The organism is Chitinophaga japonensis, from assembly GCF_007830125.1.
GTDB lineage: Bacteria > Bacteroidota > Bacteroidia > Chitinophagales > Chitinophagaceae > Chitinophaga > Chitinophaga japonensis.
Window position 1 is genome coordinate 423,513 of record NZ_VLLG01000004.1, and the last position, 25,175, is coordinate 448,687.

The window sequence follows — 25,175 nt, forward strand, 5'->3', positions numbered from 1 at the left end:
ATTTATATTTATCAAAGCATTAGCGCGCGCCTCACACAAAAATTCATGCGTAAACGTGATAAATAATCATTAACTTCAGACAGAAGAAAAAGAATGTGCGGATATGCACCAAGGGGGCCTATACTCGAGCACTATAGATGAAACTTATCAACCAGCGTCCCGGCACGTAGCTCCAATAGTTTTTAGCGAACGTATAACTCCCTAATCTGTGATGTAAAACCGGTTATCGTCAACCGCTATACGAACCAAAATCAAAATCGTTTATGATTTTACCGGGCAACTATTGTCATTTCCACGGAGTGGTAAAATGGTTCCGTTATATGATCCTGTTGCGGGCGCTGCCATTGATCCTCACCATCCCCATCCATGCGCTTTCCTTTGCTGCCGCCCCCTTCCAGGACAACCAGCCGGAAACAAAAGCTGCCGGCACCGTTACGGACGCGGCTGAGGGCATTCCCCTGCCCGGCGTTACGGTAGAGAACCTGGTGACACACCGGGGCGTGCTGACCGATGTGAACGGGGCCTTCAGCCTGGATGCGCGCCGGGGCGACAGTCTCCGCTTCTCTTATGTAGGCAAGGCTTCGCAGGTGCGGGTATTTACCGGGCAACGTATAACCGTGGCCCTCGGCGCGCTGGAAGGCGTGCTGTCTGAGGTAGTGGTGACCGGCTACCAGAACGTGGAGAAAAGGAAATTTGCCGGGGCCGCCGCCTCACTGAAAGCGGATGACATCAAGCTGAACGGCGTGGCGGACATCAGCCGCATGCTGGAAGGGCGCGCCGCCGGCGTATCCGTACAGAACGTGTCCGGCACCTTTGGCGCTGCACCCAAGGTGCGTATCCGCGGGGCCACCTCCATTAACGGCGACAATAAACCCCTGTGGGTGGTGGACGGCGTGGTGCTGGAGGACATTATCAACATCTCCAACGAACAACTGTCCAGCGGCGACCCTACTACCCTGCTGGGCTCTGCCGTAGCCGGCCTCAATGCCAATGACATCGAGAGCTTCGATATCCTGAAAGACGCCGCTGCCGCCGCCCTCTACGGAGCCCGCGCCATGAACGGCGTGATCGTGATCACCACCAAAAAGGGCCGGGTGGGCAAGCCCCAGGTAACCTACACCGGCAACTTCAGCACCCAACTGAAGCCCTCCTACAGCAATTACAATATCATGAATTCCGGTGAACAGATGTCCGTGCTGGCCGAGCTGGAACGCAAAGGCATCCTGAACACCAATATCCTGGACAAGGCGGACTATGGGGTGTACGGCAAGATGTACGACCTGATGAACGCGGACGCCAACGGGAACTTTCCCCTGCCCAACACGCAGGAAGCCCGCGCAACATTCCTGAAACGCTATGCCCGCGCCAATACGGACTGGTTCGGCCTGCTGTTCCGGCCCAATTTCATGCAGGAGCACTCCCTCGCCATTTCCTTTGGCACGGAGCGCTCGCAGTCCTATTTCTCCACCAGCTACTACGGGGATAACGGCTGGACGGTGGCGGACCGGGTGCACCGCTATACGCTGAACTTCCGCAACAGCTACCGCTTTTCCGAGCGCCTTACCGCCGGCTTTTCCACCCTGGCCTCCGTGCGGCAGCAGGAAGCCCCCGGCGCGCTGTCGCGCAACGCCAATCCTGTGACCGGGCAGTACGACCGCGATTTCGATATCAATCCCTTCAGCTATGCGCTTAATACCAGCCGCACCTTAACGGCCTACGATGAGGACGGGCAGCGGGAGTACTTCCGCCGCAACTTTGCGCCCTTCAACATCCTGCATGAGCTGGAGAATAATTATATGGACATTAACGTGATAGACCTGCGCCTGCAGGGCGACCTCTCCTACCAGCTCGCCAAAGGGCTGCGCTACGAGTTCGTAGGTGCGTTGCGTTATGTGAAGTCCACCCGCGAGCACCAGATCACGGAAAACGCCAACATGGCGGAAGCGTACCGCGCTGCCGGCAATTCCACCATCCGGCAGAACAACAAATTCCTGTACCGCGACCCGGAAGACCCGGAAGCAGAGCCGGTGGTAGTGCTGCCCTACGGCGGCTTTTACAACCGGACGGAGGACCTGCTGGTGAGCTACGACGTGCGCAACACCCTGCTCTACAACCGCACCTTTAACGACATACATGCCCTGAACCTGCTGGGCGGTATGCAGGTAAAGTCCGCCGACCGGCAGAACTTTTCCAATACCGGCTACGGCTACCAGTACGATAACGGTGGCGTGCCCCTGTATGACTACCGCATCCTGAAGCAGACCATAGAGACCAATTTCCCTTACTACGGCATGAGCAAGGACTATGACCGCTTTGTAGCCTTTTACGGATCGGCGACCTATGCTTTCCGCTCCCGGTATAATTTTACCGCCACAGCGCGCTACGACGGCTCCAACCGCCTGGGCAGGTCCACCCGCGCCCGCTGGCTGCCCACCTGGAGCGTGGGCGGCTCCTGGAACGTGGACCGCGAGCCCTTTATGCAGCCTGTAAGCTGGGTGAACTACCTGACCCTGCGCGCCAGCTACGGGCTTACAGCCAGCCAGGGACCGGCCACCAACTCCACCATCGTGCTGCGGAACATCAATACCAACCGGCCCTACCTCACGGAGGTGGAATCCGTGATACAACTGGCCAACCTGGAGAATGCCGACCTGACCTGGGAAAAGCTGTACACGGCCAACGTGGGCGTGGACGCCGCCCTGTTTGACAACCGGCTGAACCTGAGCGTGGACCTGTACCGCCGCAAAAGCTTTGACCTGATCAGCATTATCCGCACTTCCGGCATCGGCGGGGAGCCGGAAAAAGCGGCCAACTACGCGGACATGGACTCCTATGGCACAGATGTGCTGATAGGCGGGCGCATCATCCGCAAAAAGGACTGGGGCTGGAGCGCCAACTTCACCTTCGGGTATAACGAGAACGAGATCACCAACGCCAGGAACCGCCCCAACATCTTTTCACTGGTGGTGGCCGAAGGCGGCAACAAGCAGGGCTACCCGGTGCGCAGCCTCTTTTCCCTGGCCTTTAAAGGACTGGACCATGAGACCGGCGTGCCGCAGTTTACCGACCAGACCGGGAAAACGGCGCAGGACGTGTACCTGCAGGACCAGAACACCAGCTACCTGGTGTACGAGGGGCCGGTAGACCCCATCTTTACCGGCGGCTTTTCCAACACCTTCCATTACAAATCGCTTTCCCTCAACATATTCCTTACCTACCAGGCGGGCAACAAGATCCGCCTGTACCCGGCTTTTAAAAATGAGTACTCCGACCTGGACGCCATGCCCAAAGAGTTCCGGGACCGCTGGGTAATGCCCGGCGACGAGCAGTACACCAGCATGCCCTCCATACTGGGCGCGTTTGAAGCATCGCAACTGGGTGGCGCTAACCCGTACAACAATTACAACTACTCCACCGAGCGCGTGGCGAAGGGGGATTTCATCCGGCTGAAAACCGTATCGCTGAGCTGGCAGTTGCCGCCCCGGGTGCTGCAAAAGCTGCGGTTCAACAGCATCAGCATTACCGGGGCCGCCATCAATCCCTGGCTGATCTATGCTGACAAAAAGCTGAAAGGACAGGACCCCGAATTTTATAATGCCGGCGGCGTAGCCCAGCCGGTGCAAAAGCAGTTCACACTTTCATTAAAAGTTGGGATATGAAAAATAGGAAGGATGAAAAGCGAAGGATGAAGTATGAAATCAACCGTCAATAACAGACTGTATGGTAAAGCAACGTATAATTTTATCTGTGTTTTTCGGTATGCTGGCTTTTACCGGCTGTAAGAAATTCCTGGAGCAGCCGCCGGATAACCGCGCGGAGCTGAACAGCCCGGAACAGGTATCGCAGTTGCTGGGCACCGCTTACCCGCAGGCCAATTACATGGCCTTCTTTGAATCCATTTCGGACAACGTGGCCGATAAGGGCGCCGGGTCAGTGGAGCGCACCAGCCGGGACCCTTTCTTTTTCGAGGATGTGCAGGACGACCAGCAGGACTCGCCCGAGTTTTACTGGAACGCCTGCTATGCCGCCATTGCCGCCGCCAACCAGGCGCTGGAAGTGTGCGATAACGCCGCCGACCGCTCCGCCTATTCCGCGCAGCGGGGCGAAGCGCTGGTGGCCCGCGCCTATGCGCATTTTATGCTGGTGAACGTGTTCTCCAAAGTATACGATCCTGCCAGCGCCGGCTCCGATCCCGGCATCCCCTATGTAACGGAACCGGAAAAAGTGGTGTTCAAACCCTACGAGCGCCGCACCGTAAGCTATGTATACGAAATGATAGAACAGGATATTACGGAAGGCCTGCCGCTGATAGACGACCGGCAGTACACCGTGCCCAAATATCATTTTACCCGGGCGGCCGCGCATGCTTTTGCCGCACGCTTCTACCTGTTCAAACGGGATTATGCCAAAGTGGTGGAGCATGCCAACCAGGTGTTTGCCGCCGGTAATGTGTCCGGCCTGCTGCGCCCCTGGAACACTACTTACCTGAGCATTACCTACAATGAACTGTTTGCCCGCTACGCCAGGGCCACGGAACCGGCCAACCTGCTGCTGGTGGAAACCGCCTCCTGGTGGGCGCGGCAGTACTACACCATCCGCTATGCCATGAATGCGGCCAAGCGCAACGAGATACTGGGCGCCAACGTAACGGGCGGGGAATGGGCCTTCCGCTACCAGTTGTTCACCGCCGGTACGGACAACTACCTTATACCGAAGATCAACGAGCATTTTGTGCGCAGCTCCGTTAACGCCAACATCGGCGTGGGCTACGTGGTGGTGCCGCTGCTCACGGCGGAGGAAGTGCTGTTCAACCGCATAGAAGCCTATGCCTACCTGAACAACACCAATGCGGCCATTGCAGACCTGAATACCTATGCGGCCACCCGCATCAATAATTATGATGCGGGCCTGCACACGATCACGGCTACACGTATCCGGAATTTCTACGGGGTGAGCAACCTGCAGACCGGCATCCTGGCCACCCTGTTTGCCTTCAAGCGCGCGGAGTATGTGCAGGAAGGCATGCGCTGGCTGGACCTGCTCCGGTACAAGGCCCCGGTGATACATGTAACGGCTGATGGCCAGGTGCTGGAGCTGCGGGAGGATGATCCGCGCCGGGTGTTCCAGTTACCGCAATCCGTTACGGAATCCGGGCTGGAGCTGAACCCGCGCTGAATAATTAATAATGAATAATTAAGAATTAATAATGATAAGGCGATGTCTCAGCTACTACATATATGTTCCTGTAATTCCTGTAACGGGAATAGCGTCATTGCTATTATACGCAACACCAATCCAACGATTATTAATTATTAATTCTTAATTATTAATTAAAAAAAAATGCTGACCAATGAAAATAACCGCAACACTCTTCATACTGATGCTCCTGCTGGTGGTGGCCTGTGACAAAGACGAGCCGGGCAATGTAGACAACATACCCGGCCTGGGCGGCGATACCTGGGAGCCCGGGCCTATTGACGTATGGATAAACGATAGCCTGACGGCGCCCTATAATATTTCCGCCAAGTACAAATGGGACCAGGGGGAACTGGATTTTAACCGTACGCTGACCCCGCCGCGGGAGGAAAAGATCATTCCCGTGCTGAGCGCCATCAAAAAGGTGTGGATCAGCAATTACGTGGCGGTGGCCGGGGAGCTGTTCATGAAGCAGTACAGCCCCAAGTTCTTTGTGCTGGTGGGCAGCGCCAGCTATAACCCGGACGGCACCATTACCCTGGGCACGGCCGAAGGCGGGCGACGCATCCTGCTGTATGTGCTGAATGATTTCCGCATTAAGGGCATGCCAGGCTATGTGCCGTCGGATTCCTTTAATGTAAAGGAAATGTTCCACACCATCGAGCATGAGTTCGGGCATATCCTGCACCAGCATGTGCTGTATACACCTGATTTCAAACGCATCTCCACCGGCATGTACACCTCCAACTGGAACAATGTATCCGACGCGCAGGCCAACCAGGACGGCTTTATTTCCGCATATGCCATGTCCGCCCCGGACGAGGATTTCGTGGAGATGATCTCCATTATGCTGGTGGAAGGCCGCAGCGGGTTTAACAACCTGGTGGACGGCATTACCGGCACCAGTCCCAATGGCACCACGGCAGCGGAAGCCAAAGAGAAGCTGCGGCAGAAGGAAGCCATCGTGGTAGGCTATTTCAAGGACGTGTGGAATATTGATTTCTATAACCTGCAGACCCGTACCCGGAATTCGATTAATACCCTGATAAAATGATGAACCGCACTTTACTATACACGCTCGCCGTACTGCTGCTATTGCTGGGCTGCAGCAAGGAAGACGACCCGGTATTTGACCAGACGCCGGATGAACGGATCAATGAAACGCTGGCGCAGTACCAGGCGGCGCTGAGCGGCGCGGCCAACGGCTGGAACGCCCGCGTGGTGACCGGCACCGGCGGCATCTTCAATTTCCATTTCCGCTTCAATGCGGCTAACCGCGTGACCATGTACGCCGATATTGACACTATCACGGCCGGCACGGCCCGCGAAAGCAGCTACCGCCTCAAGGCCCTGCAGCAGCCCAGCCTGATCTTTGATACTTATTCCTACCTGCATATGCTGGCGGACCCGGACGGGTCCGTGAACGGCGGCAATGACGGCGAGGGCCTGCAATCCGATTTTGAATTCGCCATTGACAGCGTGACGGCCGATAGCATCCTGCTCACCGGCCGGTTCAACGGCACCAGGGTGACTCTGTACCGCTCTTCCGACGCGGATGCAGCGGCCTGGCAGAACGGGAACTGGCGCAACGCCCTGGCTTTCCAGTACATCGGCTACATACCGGAGTATTTCAAGCGGCTGGCCCTGGGCAGCAGCAGCTACGATATCCGCATCAACCAGCAGCGCCGGACCATCACCTTTATGTGGCTGGATGCCGGCAATAACCTGCGCAGCTTTACCACATCTTACTATTTCAGCAGCGAAGGCATGGTGCTGGTCAACCCGTTCACCGACGGCAACCGGACCATCACCAGCCTTAGCAGCGAGGGCTGGGACGCCGCCAATGCCATGTTACGGGTACGGACCAACGGCGGCACGGCCGGCACCATCAGCGGCGCTATCGCTCCCGCCCGCCCGGACCGGGAAGCGCCCGCCCGCTGGTGGCAGTTTGCCGCCAGCCAGGACAGCTACTGGATATCCTTTAATGGCTTCCGGGTAAACGGCGTGGACGATGCCTTTCACGTGCGCGACCTCCCCGCCTTTGCCTTCCTGGTGTTCTGGCCGGCCTTCGGTACGCAGAGCGGCGTTACCTATGACCTGCTGGGCTTTGTGTTCGTGGAGGGGTCTTCCCTTACCATCGGGTACGGCGCTGCGTGGCGGCCACCGGTATTTACGGCAGACGGCCGCGTATTGTTCCAGCTATACGGCACGCTGGGCACCGTGCCGCCGGGCGCTGCGGCTGCATTCAACAATACCAATGCGCTGATGTCTGACCCGGATGGCTTTTACCTGGTGCAAACCGGCGAGCTGACCTACGATATGGTGAGCGCCAAAGACGCCCGCTCCTGGATCACCTGGGAATACTGAATTAATTATTAATTGATTCATATAACATTTTATCACCCAAATTGCATTTAACATGAAAAGACTCTTCTGTAACTCCACCCGTGTTGCATACCTACTGCTGATGGCTGTTGGCCTGCTGATGGCAGCCTGCTCCAAGGACGGCCCTGCCGGACCGCAGGGCGAACCCGGTGCTGACGGCTCCCCGGGACCGGCCGGACCACAAGGCCCCCAGGGCGACCAGGGTGAGCCCGGTACGGCCAACGTAATCTACTCCGCCTGGCTGGATGTGCCCTTTGCTGCAGATACCTTTACCAACAGCAACGACATGCTGGACACTATCGGCTTTTACGCCCAGATAGACGCGCCCAAGCTGGACAACGCGATACTGACCTCCGGCGATGTAAAAGTGTACGTGAACCTGAACACTGCCGCAGATCCGGTGATCGTGCCGCTGCCCTATTATGATGTGTATTTCAACATCAATATCAATCCTACTTTCTGGCTGCAGAAAATAGATATCTATTCCAACGCGAATGTAGGCACCTTTACGGAGGACGGCAGCAAATACCAGCAGTACCGTTATATTTTGATACCCGGCGGCACGGAGGCCAGGATGGCTAAAAAGATCAACTGGAATAACTATGCCGAGGTGAAAGCATTCCTGAAGCTGAAGGACTGAAAAAATTAATAATTAATAATCGTAACGCCGGTGCTTCAATGAAACACCATTGCTGCAGGAATTATTAATTATTCATTCTTAATTATTATCTCCCGGAGGGTGCTGGCGCCGCTGTCTGCCTGTACGCGCAGGACGTGCCGGCCGGCGCCCAGCGCCACCTTGCCTGTTACTTTCTTCCCGTCCATCCATATGCTGACCTGCGCATCTCCGGGTGCGGGCGCGAGCGTAATGGCATAGCGGCCCGCCTGTGTTACCTGGAGGGTATACTGCAGCCACTCCCCGCTTTCAAAATGGGAGATAGCGTAACTGTCGCCGTTCTTCCGGATGTCCACCCCATCGTTCCGGTAGGTACGGCCGCGGTTGCCGCCCTGCAGTTTGGGGTCCACCACCCGGTAGTTGGCGCTGTCCAGGTCATAGTAGGCGCCCCCGTTAGGACCGAGATCATAGTTGACCGCCATTAAAGTGGTGTTGCCGGCAACATAATTGGGCTGATAAGGCCGTGCCGTAGGATCAGCGGGCTGGCGCATCATAGCGTCTATCACATCGCGGTGCAGGATATTGTTGCCGGTGCGGGTATCGGCCGCCAGTTGCAGGAGGCCGCTGCGCGCATCTGCCTCCGCCGGTTTGGGGCCTTTGCCGGCCCAGTAGTCCAGTACCTGCCGGTACTGGGCGTTGAGCGGTATCTCCAGGGGATTGTTGGCGCCCAGCTTTTTCAGCGGCCACCAGGACCAGCCGATGTTATGGCTTTCCAGCAGGCGGATGGCCGCAGTGAACCACACATTGGAATTTTCGCCGGTTTCTCCCAGCCATACCGGCACCTGGTACTTCGTCCTGGCATCGAGGATGTGGCGGATGGAGGCCTCGTCATTGTAGTTCCAGTATTTATGAAAGCTCAGCGCCATGTTGTTGTCCCAGGGCGGTAAAATGCCGTTGTAATTATTGCCCCAACCATTGCCTTCAATAATGATGATGTGTTTTTTATCCACTTCGCGGATAGCGGCGGTGATCTCCTGCATCAGCTTTTTCAGGGGTGCATTGTTTTTTTCCCGGATGCCGTTGCGGTCGTTCACCGGGTCGGTAAAGCCCCAGTTCGGCTCATTCAGGATATCATAGGCGCCGATCCAGGGCTCATCCCTGTAGCGCTCCGCCAGCCTGCGCCAGAGCGCGATGGTCTTTTCCTGCTGCGCGCGGCTCTCCCACAGTGCCGGTTGGGAAGTATCGCGGTCGCTGATATTAAGATCGTTGCCCTGCCCGCCGGGCGCCGCGTGCAGGTCCAGGATCAGGTACATGCGGTTGGCCTTGCACCAGGCCAGCAGGCTGTCTGTCAGCGCAAAACCTTTTTCCAGCCAGGTATGTTGCCCCGGCACCGGCTCCTTTTCAACAGGCAGGGTGTACAGGTTGTAGTGCATGGGCAGCCTTACGGAGTTGAAGCCCCAGGCTTTGAGAGAGTCGATATCTTCCTTGCGGGTATGGTTGGCCAGCCAGGCGTCATAGAATGCCCGGGTGCTTTCGGGGCCGGTCAGCTCCTGTATCCTTTGCCGGATGGTGTGCTGTTGCCCGGGGCCGGGCACGCGCAGCATATAGCCTTCCTGCAGCATCCATCCGCCCAGGCCCATGCCCCGCAGTAATACGTTCTCATTCCTTTCATTAACGATCCGGGTGCCGGCGGCTTTCAGGAAACCCTGGGCATAGGAAACGCCGGATAATAACAGGCCGGCCAGGAAGCTACCGGCAAAGCATATACTTTTTTGCATAACGTGATGTGCAGGCTAATGCCTGCGAAAGGGTAAAATAGCAATAAAAGCTCAACCGGGCAAATAACCCAGGGCCACCAGCTCTCCATCATCCCGGATCTCCTTTGCCACGCCGTTGCCGAGCAGTATTTTTCTGGTGGCCAGCTCACTGAAAGCCGGAAAGCTTTCAATATACCGATTATTCTGCGCTTTTGCTGCGCTCCGCTCATGTATTAATGCGGTGACCGCTTTCATAAGTTGGAGAAAAATTATAAGTTACCTGTAAATAAAGGTCAAATATGAAAAGAAGCTTATTAGTTATGCTGTCACTGCTGATAGCAGTGACCCTCTGTTCACTTTCGTTGCCGCAGCAACATGAGAACCCCAAAAACCTGAAAGTACTGCCCAAAGACATTAGTCATGAAGAACTGGAAAACGTGATGCGCGGGTTCAAGGATGCGCTGGGCGTGAAATGCGGCTTTTGCCATGCGCCGCGGAAAGATGATCCCAAGAAGCTGGATTTTGCCAGCGATGAGAACGAGCACAAAGCGGTTGCCCGGGATATGATGCGCATGACCGCGCGGATCAATAAGAAATATTTCAAAAGCCACCAGGTGGCGGCGGTGAGCTGCTACACCTGCCATCGTGGCAACGAGGAGCCGGTATCCAAACCGGAGACCACCAAAAAATAACAAGCGCCCCTGTTTCCTGCAAAAAAAATCCCGGCGGTCATACCGCCGGGATTTTCTTATATAATGGAGTGCTGCTTATTGCAGTCCGTCCAGTTTCTTTTTCACTTCCGCTACTTTCGCGGTTTCGTTCTTGATCGCATAGATCTTCTGCAGCGCGTAGAGGCAGCTTTCGTAAGTCTGCTTGTCGCTGGGCTCCAGGCTGCCTTTGGCGGCAAAACCGGCATCTGCTTTCTCAAAGTAAGGCAGAGCGGTGTTCATCAGCTCTTCTACTTTGCCCTGCAGCTCCTTGGCTTTGGGAGAGCTTTGCTCCTTGCTGGGCAGCGCGTTCAGCTCCTTGTTGAAGCCTACTGCACGGTTGAAGTACAGGGCGCCCAACTGGAAGTTAGCGGTAGGATCTGCGGCGTCCAGCTCCAGTGCTTTTTTGTAAGCATTTTCAGCTTTGGTCATCAGCTCATCGTAGTTGTCCGGTTTGGCCATATCCTCCCCTTTTTCATCGCGGGGATTGGCCATATTGTCCACACGTATGGCATAGTCCAGCACGGTCTGGAAATCGTTGGGATTTTCTTCCATTTTCTTTTCCAGCATGGTGAGCAGCTCGGCAGTTTTACCGGTTTTGGAGTAGTAGATCATCTCCATATCATTGAAGCGCTTGTCGTTCGGGAACACTTTCTTGCCTTCTTCAATGGTTTTCAGCCAGTTGGCGTTGTCGCCTTTTTCCTCGTATGCCTGTGCCAGTATCACGTACAGGGCAGGTTCGCCTTTAAACTGCAGATCGGCTGCTTTCTGCAGGTATTGCAGGGCGTCTTCTTTTTGACCGGCCTGCTGGGCGGCATAGCCCAGGTAGAAGGTCATGGAAGTATCTGTAGGAAGCGTACCACCCAGCTCTTTGCTGTTGTAGTAGTCTGCGATCTCAAATGCCTTTTTAAAGTTGACGTAGGCGGAATCCCATTTCTGGTCATTCAGGTTGGCATAACCGGCGTTACCTACCGTGGCATACAGGTTGAACATACGCTGGTTCATTTCCAGGAGTGCTTCCGGCAACTTGGCGTTTTTGTCCAGTGCTGCTTTGTAGGCATCAAAGGCTGCCAGTGCTTCTGCCGGGCTTTTATCTTTGGTGGCCATTGCTTCCAGTACTTTACCCTTTACGTACCATGTTTTGGCATCATCTTTAGTTTTTTCATGTTGCAGGGCAGCGTCGATGTCTGTCATGGCTTTTTCCAGGTCCTGGTTCTTCAGCGCGTCCTCCGCGCTGTTCACCTTAGATCTTTGCGCCATGGCAGCCAGTCCTGCACTGCAAAAAAGAAAAGATACCAATAGTTTTTTCATGAGCTCAATTTTTAGTTGCTGATAACAATATAAGTATGGTTTTTTTTAATTAATAATTAAAAATTAAGAATTAATAATACCCATACATCAGTGCCTATCGAAACACGGTTCCCCGATTATTAATTATTAATTATTCATTATTAACTGGCGTTTCTGTGCCCTCATTCTCTTCGCTGCTCAACTCCTCCTGTTCATCCAGCCTGGCCACGGCGGCTATTTCATCGTTGCCATCGAGGCGTATCAGGCGCACCCCCTGGGTAGCCCTGCCGGCCTCGCGGACGTCCGCCACCGCCATACGGATGGTGATGCCGGATTTGCAGGTGATCATCAGGTCGTCCTTTTCCGTTACGTCCAGGATAGCGATCAGGCTGCCTGTTTTCTCCGTAATATTGATGGTCTTTACCCCTTTTCCGCCCCTGTTGGTGATGCGGTACTCTTCAATGCTGGTTCTTTTTCCAAAGCCCTTTTCAGATACCACGAGCACGGTACGGGATTCATCCTCCTTATTAACACAAATCATACCAACCACTTCATCTTTCTCATTATCCACTTCAATACCCCTTACGCCGATGGCGCCGCGGCCGGTGTCACGCACGGTATTTTCCGGGAAGCGGATGGCGCGCCCGCTCTGTACGGCCATCATGATCTCGCTGTTGCCGTCCGTAAGCTTTGCTTCCAGCAACTGGTCGCCTTCGTTGATAGTGATGGCGTTCACCCCGTTCTGGCGGGGACGTGAGAACTCTTCCAGCAGTGTTTTCTTGATGATACCGTTCTTGGTGCAGAGCACTATGTAGTGGTTGTTGATATAATCCTTGTCCCCCAGGTCCTTGATATCGATGATCGCCCTGATCTTGTCGTCGGAGGGCAGGGTGATGAGATTCTGTATAGCGCGGCCCTTGCTTTGTTTTTCGCCTTCGGGGATCTCGTACACCTTTAACCAGAAACAGCGGCCCTTTTCGGTGAAGAACAGCATGGTATGGTGGGTGGAGGCCACGAAGAGGTGCTCTATGTAGTCCTCGCCCCGGGTTTTGCCGCCAATGGCGCCACGGCCGCCGCGTTTCTGCTGGCGGTAGTCGTATGCGGAGGTACGCTTGATGTAGCCCATGTGGGAGATGGTGATCACCACGTCCTCTTCGGCAATGATATCCTCGATGCGCATTTCGCTGGCCAGGTACTGGATCTCGGTCTTGCGCTCGTCGCCGAACTTCTTTTTCACATCCAGCAGTTCGTCCTTGATGATCCTGAAGCGCAGGCCTTCGTCGTTCAGCACATCTTTCAGGTAAGCGATCAGTTTCATGATCTCGTCATATTCTTCCTTGATCTTGTCGCGCTCCATGCCGGTAAGGCGTTGCAGGCGCAGTTCCAGGATGGCTTTGGACTGTATCTCCGTCAGGTTGAACTGGGTCATCAACCCTGTTTTGGCCTCGTCCGGGGTACGGGAGGCGCGGATCAGCGCGATCACTTCATCGAGGTGGTCCAGGGCGATGAGGTAGCCTTCCAGTATGTGGGCCTTTTCTTCGGCCTTGCGCAGTTCGTAGCGGGTTCTGCGCAGCACCACTTCATGGCGGAAATCCACGAATTCCGCCAGCAGGTCCTTCAGGTTCAGGATGCGGGGCCTTCCTTTTACGAGGGCCACGTTGTTGATCCCGTAGGAGGTTTGCAGCTCGGAGTATTTATAAAGCTGGTTCACTACCACGTTGGCAATGGCTTCGCGCTTCAGGTCTATGACCAGGCGCATGCCTTCGCGGTCGCTTTCGTCGCGCACTTCGGAAATGCCTTCAATGATCTTGTCGTCTGCCAGTTGGGCTATTTTCTGGTGCAGCACGGCTTTGTTGATCTGGTAGGGCAGCTCGTATATCACCAGCCTTTCACGGCCGGCTTTGGTAGTTTCCACGTTTATTTTACCGCGCACCACTACCCTGCCGCGGCCTGTTTCAAAGCCCTGTTTTACGCCTTCGTAGCCGTAAATGATACCGCCGGTAGGAAAGTCGGGGGCTTTTACGTGCTTGATCAGCTCCTCCACGGTGATCTCCCTGTTGTCGATATAGGCTACCAGGCCGTCCACCACCTCGCTGAGGTTGTGGGGCATTACGTTGGTGGCCATACCTACGGCGATACCGGAGGCGCCGTTTACCAGCAGGTTGGGAATACGGGTGGGCAGTACGGAAGGTTCTTCGAGGGTGTCATCGAAGTTGAGGTTGAAATCCACCGTTTCCTTTTCAATATCTTCCAGCATGGCCTCTGCAATGCGCTGCATGCGCACCTCGGTGTAACGCATGGCCGCCGGGTCGTCGCCGTCCACGGAGCCGAAGTTACCCTGACCGTCTACCAGTGGGTAGCGCATGGTCCAGGGTTGCACCAGGCGGGCGATGGTATCGTAAATGGCCTTGTCGCCGTGGGGGTGGTACTTACCCATTACCTCGCCCACCACACGGGCGGATTTCTTGTAAGGCTTGTTGCTGTTGTTGCCCAGCTCATTCATCCCGAATAAAACGCGGCGGTGCACCGGTTTTAAACCGTCCCTTACATCCGGCAGGGCGCGGCCTACGATCACGGACATAGAGTAGTCTATGTAAGCCGTTTTCATTTGTTCCTCGATATTGATCTGGATAATCCTGCCCTCTTGCTGATTTTCCGTATTTTCTGCCATTAGTTATTGGTTTACAGTTTTTTCTGCTTGTTGTACAGAAACGCAAATATAGGCTTTTTCAGCCATTTTTTGCTCCTTCGTTGCTTCCCCAAAAAGGAGCTCAAAAAGGGGCCCCGCAACCGATTACCGCCGGTTGCGGGCACCCTTCGATTAAGCAACCGTACTACTGTAGCGCCAGGCTTTAGCGCCCTGACATTGATACGAAGACTTTTGCGAATGATCTGCTGTCAACTTTTACATTTGGGATTTGGGATTTGGAATTTGGAATTTAGAATTTGGGATTTAGAATTTAATATATTTTATTATTCCCATATAGAATAAAAAAAATATTGGCAAACTATTTGTTCCTAACAGGATGAAAATCAAATATTAAACAGAAAACTTCAAATAATTTTGAGACATTTGAGATCGGATTTGCGGGAAATTCCGAACATATGTAAGACTACTACTGTTATTTCCGCGAATTGCGTAACCATGTTTTAAAGCTTAAAGAAGGACTATGAGAAACATTCTGTTGTTTGGCGCCGGAAGATCAGCCACCTGCCTTATCGACTACCTGGTAACCAATGCCCCCAGGCAGAAGTGGCATGTGACTGTGGTAGACCATGACTTAATGTTAATTAAATCTAAGACCGGCAAATCCTATTATGTAACGCCGGTAGCCATTGACATCCGGGACCAGGCGGCCCGGCAGCCCCTGGTGCAGGAAACCGACCTGGTGATCTCCCTGCTGCCCCCTGCCCTGCACATCCTGGTGGCCAAAGACTGCCTGCAGTTCGGCAAGCACCTGCTTACCGCTTCCTATGTAGACCCGGAAGTGCGCAAGCTGCAGAAAGATATCCAGAAGGCCGGGCTGCTGTTCATGTACGAAATGGGACTGGACCCCGGCATCGATCATATGTCCGCCATGAAGGTGATCCACTCCATTGAAAAGAAGGGCGGGCTGATATATTCCTTTAAATCTTACTGCGGGGGGCTGATCTCCCCGGAGAGCAACGATAATCCCTGGCAGTACAAGATCACCTGGAACGCCCGTAACATTGTGCTGGCCGGGCAGTCCGGCGCTACCTACAAGGACAAGGGCAAGGTGAAGGAGCTGAGCCACGAGCAACTTTTTGACCAGACCAAGACCATTACGATACCGGGGCTGGGCAAGCTGGCCTTTTATCCCAACCGGGATTCCCTGGCCTATATGAACGCCTATAACCTGGAGAATATTCCCACTTTTATGCGGGCCACCCTGCGCTACCCGGACTTCTGCGAGGGATGGAGCGCCATTATCCGGCTGGGCCTTACGGACGACAGCCGCAAGATACAGACCGACAACCTGCCTTATTTCAAATGGGCCAGCCAGCATGTGAAAACTGACAAGGAGCTGAGCAACGAGGAGAATATGGCCCTGCACCTGGGCGTGAGCAGCAAGTCCAAGATCATCCGGCAGTTAAAATACCTGGGGCTGCTGAACGGGGAGGTCATTAACCTGGGTGAGCAAACCAATGCCGCCGTGCTGCAGCATATCATGGAAACGCGCCTGGGCATGTCGCCCAATGACAAGGACATGATCGTAATGATGCACGAGATAGAATTTGAGCGGCGGAATATTGCCACCCGCATGCACAGCTACATGATCGTGCAGGGCGAAGACAACCTGCGTACCGCCATGGCCAAAACCGTAGGGCTGCCCCTGGGCATCCTGGCCAAGCTGGTGCTGCAGGACAAGGTACCGCTCACCGGCCTGCAGATACCCACCATGCCGGAAGTATACAACCCCGTGCTGAAAGAGCTGGAAGAATATGATATCCGGTTCGAGGAAAGCTTTGAATAAAAGGAAAAGTTACTTTTTACTTAGCAACGCTGAGAGCGTTGCCACTCCCTCCGTGGCCGGCTTTTCTATGAGATGCAGCCCCCTGATGTGGTTCACCGGCGGAATGCTTTTATCGATCACGTATTTGGGCACCTGCTCCTGCACATAATCCAGCAGGCCGGCCGCCGGGTATACGTTCAGGGAAGTGCCTACCACCACGAAAATATCGGCCTGCAATACCTCCGCCAGCGCCGGCTCTATCATCGGTACCGGTTCGCCAAACCAAACAATGTGTGGACGCAACTGTCCGCCGTCCGCCGCCATATCGCCCAGGCGGATGTCCCCTTCTACCGGGTAGGTCAGCGTATCATCCAGCACGCTGCGCATTTTGAATATCTCCCCGTGCAGGTGCAGCACATGAGATGAGCCGGCCCGCTCGTGCAGGTCGTCAATATTCTGGGTGATAATGCGCACATCAAACCATTCTTCCAGGGCGGCCAGCCCGGTATGGGCGGCATTGGGCAAAGCGGCTTTGGCAGCGCGGCGGCGCTGGTTATAGAAATCCAGCACCAGGCCGGGATTTTGCTGCCATCCCTGCGGGGAGGCCACTTCATAAATATCGTATTCCTCCCACAGCCCGTTGCTGTCCCGGAAGGTCCTTATGCCGCTTTCCGCGCTGACACCGGCGCCGGAAAGCACTACCAGACGAGGCTTCATACTATAAATTTACAATTTCCGTTAAATGTCTGTGAGCGCGCCGCTACAAAACATGAAACAAAGATTACATATAACTATACGCCATTACGACAAATAATCAAGTACGCTTATATTTGGAATATACAGTACTCCTATATTTGCAAAAAAACAAAGTTTTAGCATTGAATCTACGCTTAATCCAGTATCTGCACTGTTGCCTGTTGCTGACAGTCCCCTTATTTGCTATTGCACAAACAGACAGCAGCTATGCTTCCGGGGATAGCAGTTACGTTCCGGGAGATACTTTACATACCGCAGCGCCTGCAACAGACACTATATGGCCTGTACCCGACAGCATCATTAACTACCGGATCAACGGCGCTTACCTGAGAAGCTATGTGGATGATTTCAAATTTATAGTCGGCCGCCCGGCACGCTGGACCTCCAAAGACCTCACCCGCCTGGGAATTGTGCTGGGAGCTACCGGCCTGTTAATGGCCGGCGACCATGAGATCAAACAATTCTTCAGCGGCAACCGCACCAAAAGCATCAATAGTGTATCGGGGCAAATAGAGCCTTTTGGCAATACCTACGGTCCTCTCCTGTTAGGCGGCATGTACCTGGCGGGGGTAGTGACGCGTGAACGGCCGCTGGAGCACGCTTCCCTGATGGCCACCAAGTCACTGATCATTTCCACCCTGTTCTATACGGCCACCAAAGCGATCATCCGCCGGCAACGGCCTGCTTTTACCAATGATCCCTTCAGCTATAACGCCCCATTCAGCATGGACAAACGGTTCACATCGTTTCCATCCGGGCATATGCACACGGTCATGACGATCGCTACCGCCCTGGCGGAGGTATATGGGAAAGACCATCCCTGGGTGCCCTGGGTAGCTTACAGCATTGCAGGATTGACCGGCGTATCGCGTTTGTACGATAACCGGCACTGGAGCAGTGACGTATGGATAGGCGCTTCCTTAGGCTATTTTGTGACCAAGACCGTTTTTAAACGTCATCGTCAGCTCTTAAAAAAGCATACCTATAATCCACTGGTGGCACCATAGTTTCCTTAATGGTCCGGGCATTGAGCCAGCGGTACAGGTTGAGCATGGAGCCGGCCTTGTCGTTGGTGCCGGATGCCCGGGCGCCGCCAAACGGCTGCTGCCCTACCACTGCGCCGGTGGGCTTGTCATTGATATAGAAGTTGCCGGCGCTGTTCACCAGCTTGCGGGTAGCCAGCTCGATAGCGTAGCGGTCCGTAGCCAGTATGGAGCCGGTGAGGGCATAGTCTGAAGTGCTGTCCACCAGTTGCAGGGTTTCCTCGAACTGGTCGGCTTTATAAGTGTAAACCGTCAGCACCGGGCCGAATATTTCCTCGCACATGGTGCGGTATTTGGGATCGGTGGTGTGGATCACGGTGGGCTCTATAAAATAGCCGTCGGTTTTGCTGTAGTTGCCGCCGGCAATGATCTTCACTTTTGGATCTTTCTTTGCCTGCGCTATGTACGCGCTGATCTTGTCAAAGGAGCGCTCGTCTATCACCGCATTGATGAAGTTGCCAAAATCCTCCACGGTGCCCATTTTCATGGTGCCCAGCGTAGCTTTCAGTTTTTCCAGCACTTCGTCTGCCATGCTATCCGGCAGGTAGGCGCGGGAAGCGGCGGAGCATTTTTGTCCCTGGTACTCGAACGCACCGCGGGCCAGGGCCGTAACCACTACATCCACCGGGGCGGAGGCGTGGGCCACTACAAAGTCCTTGCCGCCGGTTTCCCCTACAATGCGCGGGTAAGACCGGTATTTGTCAATATTCCCGCCGATGGTCTTCCACATCTGTTGGAATACGCCGGTGGAGCCGGTAAAGTGAATGCCGGCAAAATGGCGGTGGGCAAAGCACACATCGCCCAGCACGGGACCTTCTGCATACACCAGGTTGATCACGCCGTCCGGCAGGCCGGCTTCCAGCAATATCTGCATGAACATGCTGGCGGCAAATACCTGGGTATTGGCAGGCTTCCACACCACTACGTTGCCGCACATGGCGGGCGCCGTGGGCAGGTTGCCGCCGATAGCGGTAAAGTTGAACGGCGTTACAGCCAGCACAAAGCCTTCCAGGGGGCGGTATTCTGTGCGGTTATGGATACCGGCCGGGCTGTACGGCTGCTGTTTGTATATTTCACCCAGGTAGTGCACGTTAAAGCGCAGGAAGTCTATCAGTTCGCAGGCGCTGTCTATTTCCGCCTGGTAGGCATTCTTGCTTTGTCCCAGCATGGTAGCCGCATTCATGTGGTAGCGGTACTTCGTGGCGATCAGCTCTGCTGCGCGCAGGAAAATGGCGGCGCGCTGTTCCCAGGGCGTAGCGGCCCATTGGGCCTGTGCCGCCAGGGCGGCGTCTATAGCGGTTTGCACATGGCTGGCGTCTCCCATGTGGAAATGGCCCAGTTTGTGTTTTATTTCATGCGGGGGGCGTATGTCCACCGTTTTACCGGTGCGTACTTCCTTACCGCCAATGTACATGGGAATGTCTGCAGGGGCAGCCTTGAACGCCGCCAGTTGCTTTTTTAATGCGGCCCTTTCCGGGGAGCCCGGCGCGTAGTTCAGTACCGGCTCGTTCTGGGGTGCTGCAAAATGAAAATAAGCGTTGTGCATCCTCTCAATAAGTTTAGTGGTTCGTGATTTTGTTGTAATTCAGAATGTAAAATATCAAATGTAAAATGATAAATGTAAAAGTATAGTGCAGCGAATGTAGTGCTACATTATACTTTTACATTTGAAATTTAAAATTTTACATTTTTCAGGCCTCTTCTTTCGCCATCATCAGGTATGCCTTGATGAAGCCGCCCAGGTCGCCGTCCATGACGGGCTGTACATTGCCCACCTCAAAATCGGTGCGGTGGTCTTTGATCATCTTGTACGGGTGGAATACGTAGGAACGGATCTGGGAGCCCCATTCTATCTTACGTTTATTGGCGTTAGCCGCGTTCTTCAACTCCTCGCGCTTGCGGATCTCCTCTTCATACAGGCGTGATTTCAGCATGGTGAGCGCCTTTTCACGGTTCTCACCCTGGGTGCGGGCCTGCTGGCATTCAATGATGATGCCGGAAGGGATGTGCTTGAGGCGCACGGCGGTTTCCACCTTGTTCACGTTCTGTCCGCCCTTGCCCCCGGAGCGGTAGAATTCCCATTCCAGGTCGGCAGGATTAACGGCGATCTCGATGGTATCGTCTACCAGCGGGTATACGAAAACGGAGGCGAAGGAGGTATGCCGGCGCGCGTTGGCATCGAAGGGCGAGATACGCACCAGGCGGTGCACGCCGCTTTCCGCTTTCAGCAAGCCATAGGCAAAGTCGCCGTCAAACTCCAGCGTAGCGGATTTGATGCCGGCGCCATCCCCGTACTGCACGTCAATTTCAGATACTTTCCAGCCCTGTTTTTCGCCGTACATGCGGTACATGCGCAACAGCATCTCGGCCCAGTCCTGGCTTTCGGTGCCGCCGGCGCCTGAGTTGATGGTGAGCATGGCCGGCATTTCGTCTTCCGGCTGGTTCAGGGTGGATTTAAATTCAAGCTCATCCAGTGCGGCCAGCGCCTGCTGGTAGGCGGCCTGTACTTCCTCCTCCGAGGCCTCTCCTTCTTTCTGGAAATCATACAGCACGCTGCTGTCTTCTATGGCAGTCTGTACGTCCCCGTAAAGGTCTACCCAGAATTTGTTTACCTTGATCTCTTTCAGGATGGAAGTGGCCCTGGCATTGTCGTCCCAGAAGCCGGGCGCAAGGGTAAGCTGTTTGTCGTTTTCTATTTTTGCTATGCGGTCCTGGACGTTAAAGAAAACCTCCCAGGACGTGGAGACGGTCCCTCATAGCTTTAAGTTGCTCTGCTGTCATAATGGGCGCAAATGTAAGGAAAAATGTGCAGATGTGCGCATATGCAGATGTGCTGATGAATGCATTGTGCATTATATTTAGCATAATATTTGCTATTTTTTCGGTATTCTTTTTTCCTTCAGATATCCAAACCTGACTATTCTATGACTGCGGACCAGACGCTCCAATACAAGAATCAATCCATCTTCCACGTCATCGGTTTAATACTGGTCATTGCTGTTAACGGTATGGCGGAGCTGCTGCCGATCAATGAGCAGCGTACCGGCGAAGTATCGGATAAGTATCCGAACCTGCTGGTGCCGGCCGGTTTCACTTTTTCCATCTGGGGCGTTATTTACCTGGCCCTGCTGGGCTTTACCGTGTACCAGTTATGGCTGGCATTCCGGGGAGATCATGCACAGGAGCTAACGGCGTTCATGACCCGGATCAGGCACTGGTGGCTGGTAAGCTGCCTGGCCAATGCCTGCTGGCTGTTTGCCTGGCACTATGAAATGCTGCCGCTCTCCCTGTTGCTGATGCTGGTGCTGCTGGTATCGCTTGTTTATATCCACCGCAATTTTTCCATCTGGGATAACGGGGCGCCGTGGAAGGAGAAGCTATACATACACTTTCCTTTCAGCCTGTACCTGGGATGGATCAGCTTTGCCGCCATCGCCAATATCACGGCGCTGATGGTATACTGGGGCTGGCATGGGCAAGGCATTTCACAGGTGGCCTGGGCCGTGCTGATGATCAGCCTTAGCACGGGGCTCTCCGCCTACATGGTGCTGCAGCACCAGAACATCACCTTTGCAATGGTGACTGTCTGGGCGCTGTACGGTATTATCCTTAAAAGAAGGCATGCCAACGTGATAGCGGAGCACCTGGTCATACAAACCTGCATCATCGCCATCGGGCTGATCGCCATTGCCATCTCCTGGAAATGGTACCGGCAGCGGGGGTGAATAGTGAGAATGTAAAATGATAAATGTAAAATTTCAAATGTAAAAGTTGGTGGAAGTATGCGATTCAAGCAATAATGCCTTATTAAAACATATCCACCAACTTTTACATTTGAAATTTTACATTTGAAATTCTATATTCTTTTAATTTTGGTCAGCATTAATACACTTAATTATGTTTCCATCGAAGAATCCTACCACTACCCAAGCCTGGCAACAACTGCAGGAGCATGCTTCCAGGATGAAGCAGGTACACATGCGCGATCTTTTTGCCGGCGATGCGCAACGGTTTGACAAGCTCTCTCTCCGGTTTGAAGATATCCTGTTTGACTATTCCAAGAATCTGGTAACGGAAGAGACCCTGGGCCTGCTGCAGGAACTGGCGCGGGAGTGCCAGGCGGAAGCGGCCATCCGGGCCATGTTCGGCGCGGAAAAGATCAATGCCACGGAAAACCGCGCCGTGCTGCATACCGCATTGCGCAATACTTCCGGCAAACCGGTGCTGCTGGACGGGCAGGATGTAATGCAGGACGTGAACGCGGTACTGCAGAAGATGGAACGCTACTGCAAGAAGATACACAGCGGCGAACTGAAAGGCTATACGGGCAAGCCTATACGGTATATTGTGAACATCGGCATCGGCGGCTCCGACCTGGGCCCCGTGATGGTGACCGAAGCGCTGCGCCCCTACTGGATAAAGGATATGCAGCCCTACTTCGTGTCCAACGTGGACGGCACCCATATTGCGGAAACCCTGAAAAAGGTAACGCCCGAGGAAACGCTGTTCCTGGTCGCCTCCAAGACCTTTACCACGCAGGAAACCATGACCAATGCCAACACGGCGCGGCAGTGGTTCCTGGAGCAGGCGAAGGACGAAGCGCACATCGCCCTGCACTTTGCCGCGCTCTCCACCAACGAAAAAGCGGTGAAAGCCTTCGGCATTAACCCGGAGAACATGTTTGAATTCTGGGATTGGGTAGGCGGCCGTTATTCCCTGTGGTCCGCCATCGGGCTGAGCATCGCGCTGACCATCGGGTTTGATCATTTCAAAGCGCTGCTGGAAGGCGCGCACGCCGCAGACCGGCATTTTACAGAAACGCCTTTTGACAGGAATATTCCCGTGATCATGGCGCTGATAGGCCTGTGGTACGGCAATTTCTTTGATGCGGCCACCGAAGCCATCCTGCCTTATGACCAGTACATGCACCGCTTTGCCGCCTATTTCCAGCAGGGCAACATGGAAAGCAACGGCAAGTATGTAGACCGCAACGGGCAGCCGGTGAGCTATAACACCGGTCCTATTGTATGGGGCGAGCCGGGCACCAACGGGCAGCACGCTTTCTACCAACTGATACACCAGGGCACCCGGCTGATCCCCTGCGACTTTATTGCGCCGGCCATCAGCCACAATCCTATTGGCGATCATCATGTAAAGCTGCTCTCCAATTTCTTTGCGCAAACGGAAGCGCTGATGAACGGCAAAACACCGGAAGAAGTGCGCGCCGAACTGGAAAAAGCGGGCATGACGGGAGACGAGCTGGCCAAACTGCTGCCTTACAAGGTATTTACGGGCAACCGGCCCACCAACTCTTTCCTGGTAAAGGAGATCACCCCGCGTAGCCTGGGCTCACTGATCGCCCTATACGAACACAAAATATTCATACAGGGCGTGATCTGGAACATCTATACCTTTGACCAATGGGGCGTAGAGCTGGGCAAGCAACTGGCCAACAAGATACTGCCGGAACTGCAGGGCGATGAAAAGGTGAGCGCGCATGACGCCAGTACCAATGGATTGATCAATGCATGGAAAGCTATGAAGGTATAAATACCAAATACCAAATACCAAAGACCAAATTCCAAAGAGCAGGCAGACCAGCAGGAATGTTAAAAGGTTTCCTTTAATCAAGCAATGGCCTACATTTTGGAATTTGGGATTTGGATTTTGGAATTTCAACCCCACCAGCTATAATTTAACCGTTTACGTTGTAGGATGATCCTGGTGTAAGGAATAGTTTTATCCTTCACCTAAAAAATCATGCGATGCAAACGGAAAACAATGTACTTACACCGCTGAGCGCCGATGAGCTGCGGGCTGTTAACGGTGGTTTTTTCTGGGCGAACGAGGACGAGTTCCTTGATGCGCTTAAAGCAGTTAGTCCGGGCCTTTACACCATGGTAGTGGAGTTTCGTAACCTGGTAAAGAGCAAAATAGACGCCTTAAACCCGGAGGCAAAGACTTTTGTAAGCGGGATGATAGAAAAAGTAAGGACGCTGACAGTATGCTGATGCTGTACTGGCCCATCTCTCACAGGACCATTTTTCCACCACTAAACATGACACGCTATGCAAAACGAAAAACCTGGTATGCTGGCGCCCCTGTCGGCTATCGAACTACGAACCGTTAACGGCGGCTTTTGCCTGGCGCCGCTCCCTGAAACCATGGCGACTATACGGGAAATTGTCGCGCAATACGAAGCCCTTTCGGACGAAGCGAAGGAATCGCTCAAAGCAAATTTTCCATTGTTATTTACCTTGCTTGGTGTTATGGCGCCATTCTGGTAATTACGGCCCGGTAAATAAAAAACCCCCGGAGAAATCCGGGGGCCTATCTGAGAATAAAGTGTAAAAATCTTACCATTTGTCTACATCATCGGTGTGGGAGGCGGCGGCAGCAGCGGCAGGTGTGGTCACCGCAGCTTCTACTTCCGTTGTGTTTTCAACTTCAGCAGCAGCGTTATCCACTGATACTACTTCGGAGTCTTCATCTCCTTCTTCCCGCACGTAATCGTGGTTGTAAGCATCAAAGTCGAAATCGGGCATCAACTCGGTTTTTACGTAGTTGATGGTCTCTGTTAATGCATTCAGGAATTTGTTAAAGTCCTCCTTGTACAGGAATACTTTATGCCTGTCATAACCGTTGTCATTGAAACGCTTCTTGCTTTCTGTAATGGTCAGAAAGTAGTCGTTTCCCCGAGTGGTCTTTACATCAAAGAAGTAAGTTCTCCTTTTGCCCGCTTTCAATCGCTTGGAAAAGATGCTGTCGTTGTTTCTTTCCTGTTGATTGTTGTTTTCGTACGCCACAGTTGATAGATTTAAGTGTTAACGAATCAATCCTGTTTGTCAATATTCAATAAGGAACAAATATACTATTGTTTTACAAATATCAAAATAATTTTAAATGATTTTATCAACGAGTGGAAAACTCCCTACACTAAAGGGTTACAG

General features: G+C 53.8%; 20 protein-coding genes. 12 read left to right on the forward strand and 8 right to left on the reverse strand.

What is annotated here, in order from left to right; genetic code table 11:
- Positions 1-320 precede the first annotated feature (320 nt).
- The 5 genes from LX66_RS18870 to LX66_RS28390 all read left to right on the forward strand — a co-directional run bounded on the left by LX66_RS18870 (position 321) and on the right by LX66_RS28390 (position 8,221).
- Positions 321-3,659, forward strand: coding sequence for a SusC/RagA family TonB-linked outer membrane protein (locus LX66_RS18870; RefSeq protein ID WP_244620455.1), 3,339 nt, complete (start codon positions 321-323; stop codon positions 3,657-3,659).
- Positions 3,660-3,759: 100 nt separating this feature from the next.
- Complete coding sequence (locus tag LX66_RS18875; protein ID WP_244620456.1) at positions 3,760-5,175, forward strand: RagB/SusD family nutrient uptake outer membrane protein; 1,416 nt, start codon at positions 3,760-3,762, stop codon at positions 5,173-5,175.
- A 175-nt stretch (positions 5,176-5,350) separates the two neighbouring features.
- On the forward strand, positions 5,351-6,250 hold the full coding sequence (locus LX66_RS18880) for a zinc-binding metallopeptidase (RefSeq protein WP_145716466.1): 900 nt from the start codon (positions 5,351-5,353) through the stop codon (positions 6,248-6,250).
- Positions 6,247-7,563 (forward strand): DUF4302 domain-containing protein, encoded by a 1,317-nt coding sequence (locus LX66_RS18885; protein WP_145716467.1) that lies wholly within the window; start codon positions 6,247-6,249, stop codon positions 7,561-7,563. Before LX66_RS18880 ends, LX66_RS18885 begins: the two co-directional genes overlap by 4 nt.
- Before the next feature lie 52 nt (positions 7,564-7,615).
- Entirely contained in the window at positions 7,616-8,221 is a 606-nt protein-coding gene (locus LX66_RS28390) for a collagen-like triple helix repeat-containing protein (RefSeq protein WP_211366369.1), read from the forward strand.
- Between the two features lie 68 nt (positions 8,222-8,289).
- On the opposite strand, the gene LX66_RS18895 is transcribed toward LX66_RS28390, so the two are convergent.
- Positions 8,290-9,975, reverse strand: coding sequence for a cellulase family glycosylhydrolase (locus tag LX66_RS18895; protein ID WP_145716469.1), 1,686 nt, complete (start codon positions 9,973-9,975; stop codon positions 8,290-8,292).
- 51 nt (positions 9,976-10,026) lie between these two features.
- Positions 10,027-10,209, reverse strand: a complete 183-nt coding sequence (locus LX66_RS18900; RefSeq protein WP_145716471.1) for a hypothetical protein — start codon at positions 10,207-10,209, stop codon at positions 10,027-10,029.
- Between the two features lie 44 nt (positions 10,210-10,253).
- Between LX66_RS18900 and LX66_RS18905 the strand changes: the two genes are divergently transcribed.
- Positions 10,254-10,646, forward strand: a complete 393-nt coding sequence (locus tag LX66_RS18905) for a c-type cytochrome (RefSeq protein ID WP_145716472.1) — start codon at positions 10,254-10,256, stop codon at positions 10,644-10,646.
- A gap of 75 nt (positions 10,647-10,721) precedes the next feature.
- On the opposite strand, the gene LX66_RS18910 is transcribed toward LX66_RS18905, so the two are convergent.
- Together LX66_RS18910 and gyrA are read right to left on the reverse strand one after the other, a co-directional pair.
- Positions 10,722-11,972 carry a tetratricopeptide repeat protein gene (locus tag LX66_RS18910; RefSeq protein ID WP_145716474.1) on the reverse strand — a complete coding sequence of 417 codons (1,251 nt, stop codon included), beginning with the start codon at positions 11,970-11,972 and terminating at the stop codon, positions 10,722-10,724.
- A 130-nt stretch (positions 11,973-12,102) separates the two neighbouring features.
- Positions 12,103-14,622, reverse strand: coding sequence for a DNA gyrase subunit A (gene gyrA / locus LX66_RS18915; RefSeq protein ID WP_145716476.1), 2,520 nt, complete (start codon positions 14,620-14,622; stop codon positions 12,103-12,105).
- A 499-nt stretch (positions 14,623-15,121) separates the two neighbouring features.
- On the opposite strand from gyrA, the gene LX66_RS18920 reads away from it, so the two are divergent.
- A complete protein-coding gene (locus tag LX66_RS18920) occupies positions 15,122-16,447 on the forward strand; it encodes a saccharopine dehydrogenase C-terminal domain-containing protein (protein ID WP_145716478.1) in 1,326 nt (441 codons plus the stop codon).
- Positions 16,448-16,456: 9 nt separating this feature from the next.
- Here LX66_RS18920 and LX66_RS18925 read toward each other — a convergent pair whose 3' ends face one another.
- Positions 16,457-17,143 (reverse strand): SIR2 family NAD-dependent protein deacylase, encoded by a 687-nt coding sequence (locus LX66_RS18925; RefSeq protein WP_145716480.1) that lies wholly within the window; start codon positions 17,141-17,143, stop codon positions 16,457-16,459.
- Between the two features lie 161 nt (positions 17,144-17,304).
- On the opposite strand from LX66_RS18925, the gene LX66_RS18930 reads away from it, so the two are divergent.
- Positions 17,305-18,189 carry a phosphatase PAP2 family protein gene (locus LX66_RS18930; protein ID WP_244620457.1) on the forward strand — a complete coding sequence of 295 codons (885 nt, stop codon included), beginning with the start codon at positions 17,305-17,307 and terminating at the stop codon, positions 18,187-18,189.
- Here LX66_RS18930 and pruA read toward each other — a convergent pair.
- Both pruA and prfB read right to left on the reverse strand, forming a co-directional pair.
- Positions 18,131-19,771 carry an L-glutamate gamma-semialdehyde dehydrogenase gene (gene pruA, locus LX66_RS18935; protein ID WP_145716481.1) on the reverse strand — a complete coding sequence of 547 codons (1,641 nt, stop codon included), beginning with the start codon at positions 19,769-19,771 and terminating at the stop codon, positions 18,131-18,133. The genes LX66_RS18930 and pruA overlap by 59 nt on opposite strands.
- 145 nt (positions 19,772-19,916) lie before the next feature.
- A protein-coding gene (gene prfB, locus LX66_RS18940) for a peptide chain release factor 2 (RefSeq protein ID WP_145717350.1) occupies positions 19,917-21,006 on the reverse strand; the annotation gives its coding sequence in 2 pieces (ribosomal slippage) (positions 19,917-20,945 and positions 20,947-21,006; 1,089 coding nt in all).
- A 143-nt stretch (positions 21,007-21,149) separates the two neighbouring features.
- Between prfB and LX66_RS18945 the strand changes: the two genes are divergently transcribed.
- From LX66_RS18945 to LX66_RS18960, 4 genes are all read left to right on the forward strand, one after another.
- On the forward strand, positions 21,150-21,950 hold the full coding sequence (locus LX66_RS18945; RefSeq protein ID WP_145716483.1) for a tryptophan-rich sensory protein: 801 nt from the start codon (positions 21,150-21,152) through the stop codon (positions 21,948-21,950).
- Positions 21,951-22,122: 172 nt separating this feature from the next.
- On the forward strand, positions 22,123-23,775 hold the full coding sequence (pgi, locus tag LX66_RS18950; protein ID WP_145716484.1) for a glucose-6-phosphate isomerase: 1,653 nt from the start codon (positions 22,123-22,125) through the stop codon (positions 23,773-23,775).
- Positions 23,776-23,990: 215 nt separating this feature from the next.
- Positions 23,991-24,236: a hypothetical protein gene (locus tag LX66_RS18955; protein WP_145716485.1), complete on the forward strand. Its 246-nt coding sequence runs from the start codon at positions 23,991-23,993 to the stop codon at positions 24,234-24,236.
- A gap of 57 nt (positions 24,237-24,293) precedes the next feature.
- Entirely contained in the window at positions 24,294-24,512 is a 219-nt protein-coding gene (locus LX66_RS18960) for a hypothetical protein (protein WP_145716487.1), read from the forward strand.
- A gap of 69 nt (positions 24,513-24,581) precedes the next feature.
- On the opposite strand, the gene LX66_RS18965 is transcribed toward LX66_RS18960, so the two are convergent.
- A complete protein-coding gene (locus LX66_RS18965; protein WP_145716488.1) occupies positions 24,582-25,031 on the reverse strand; it encodes a DUF3276 family protein in 450 nt (149 codons plus the stop codon).
- Between the last annotated feature and the right edge of the window lie 144 nt (positions 25,032-25,175).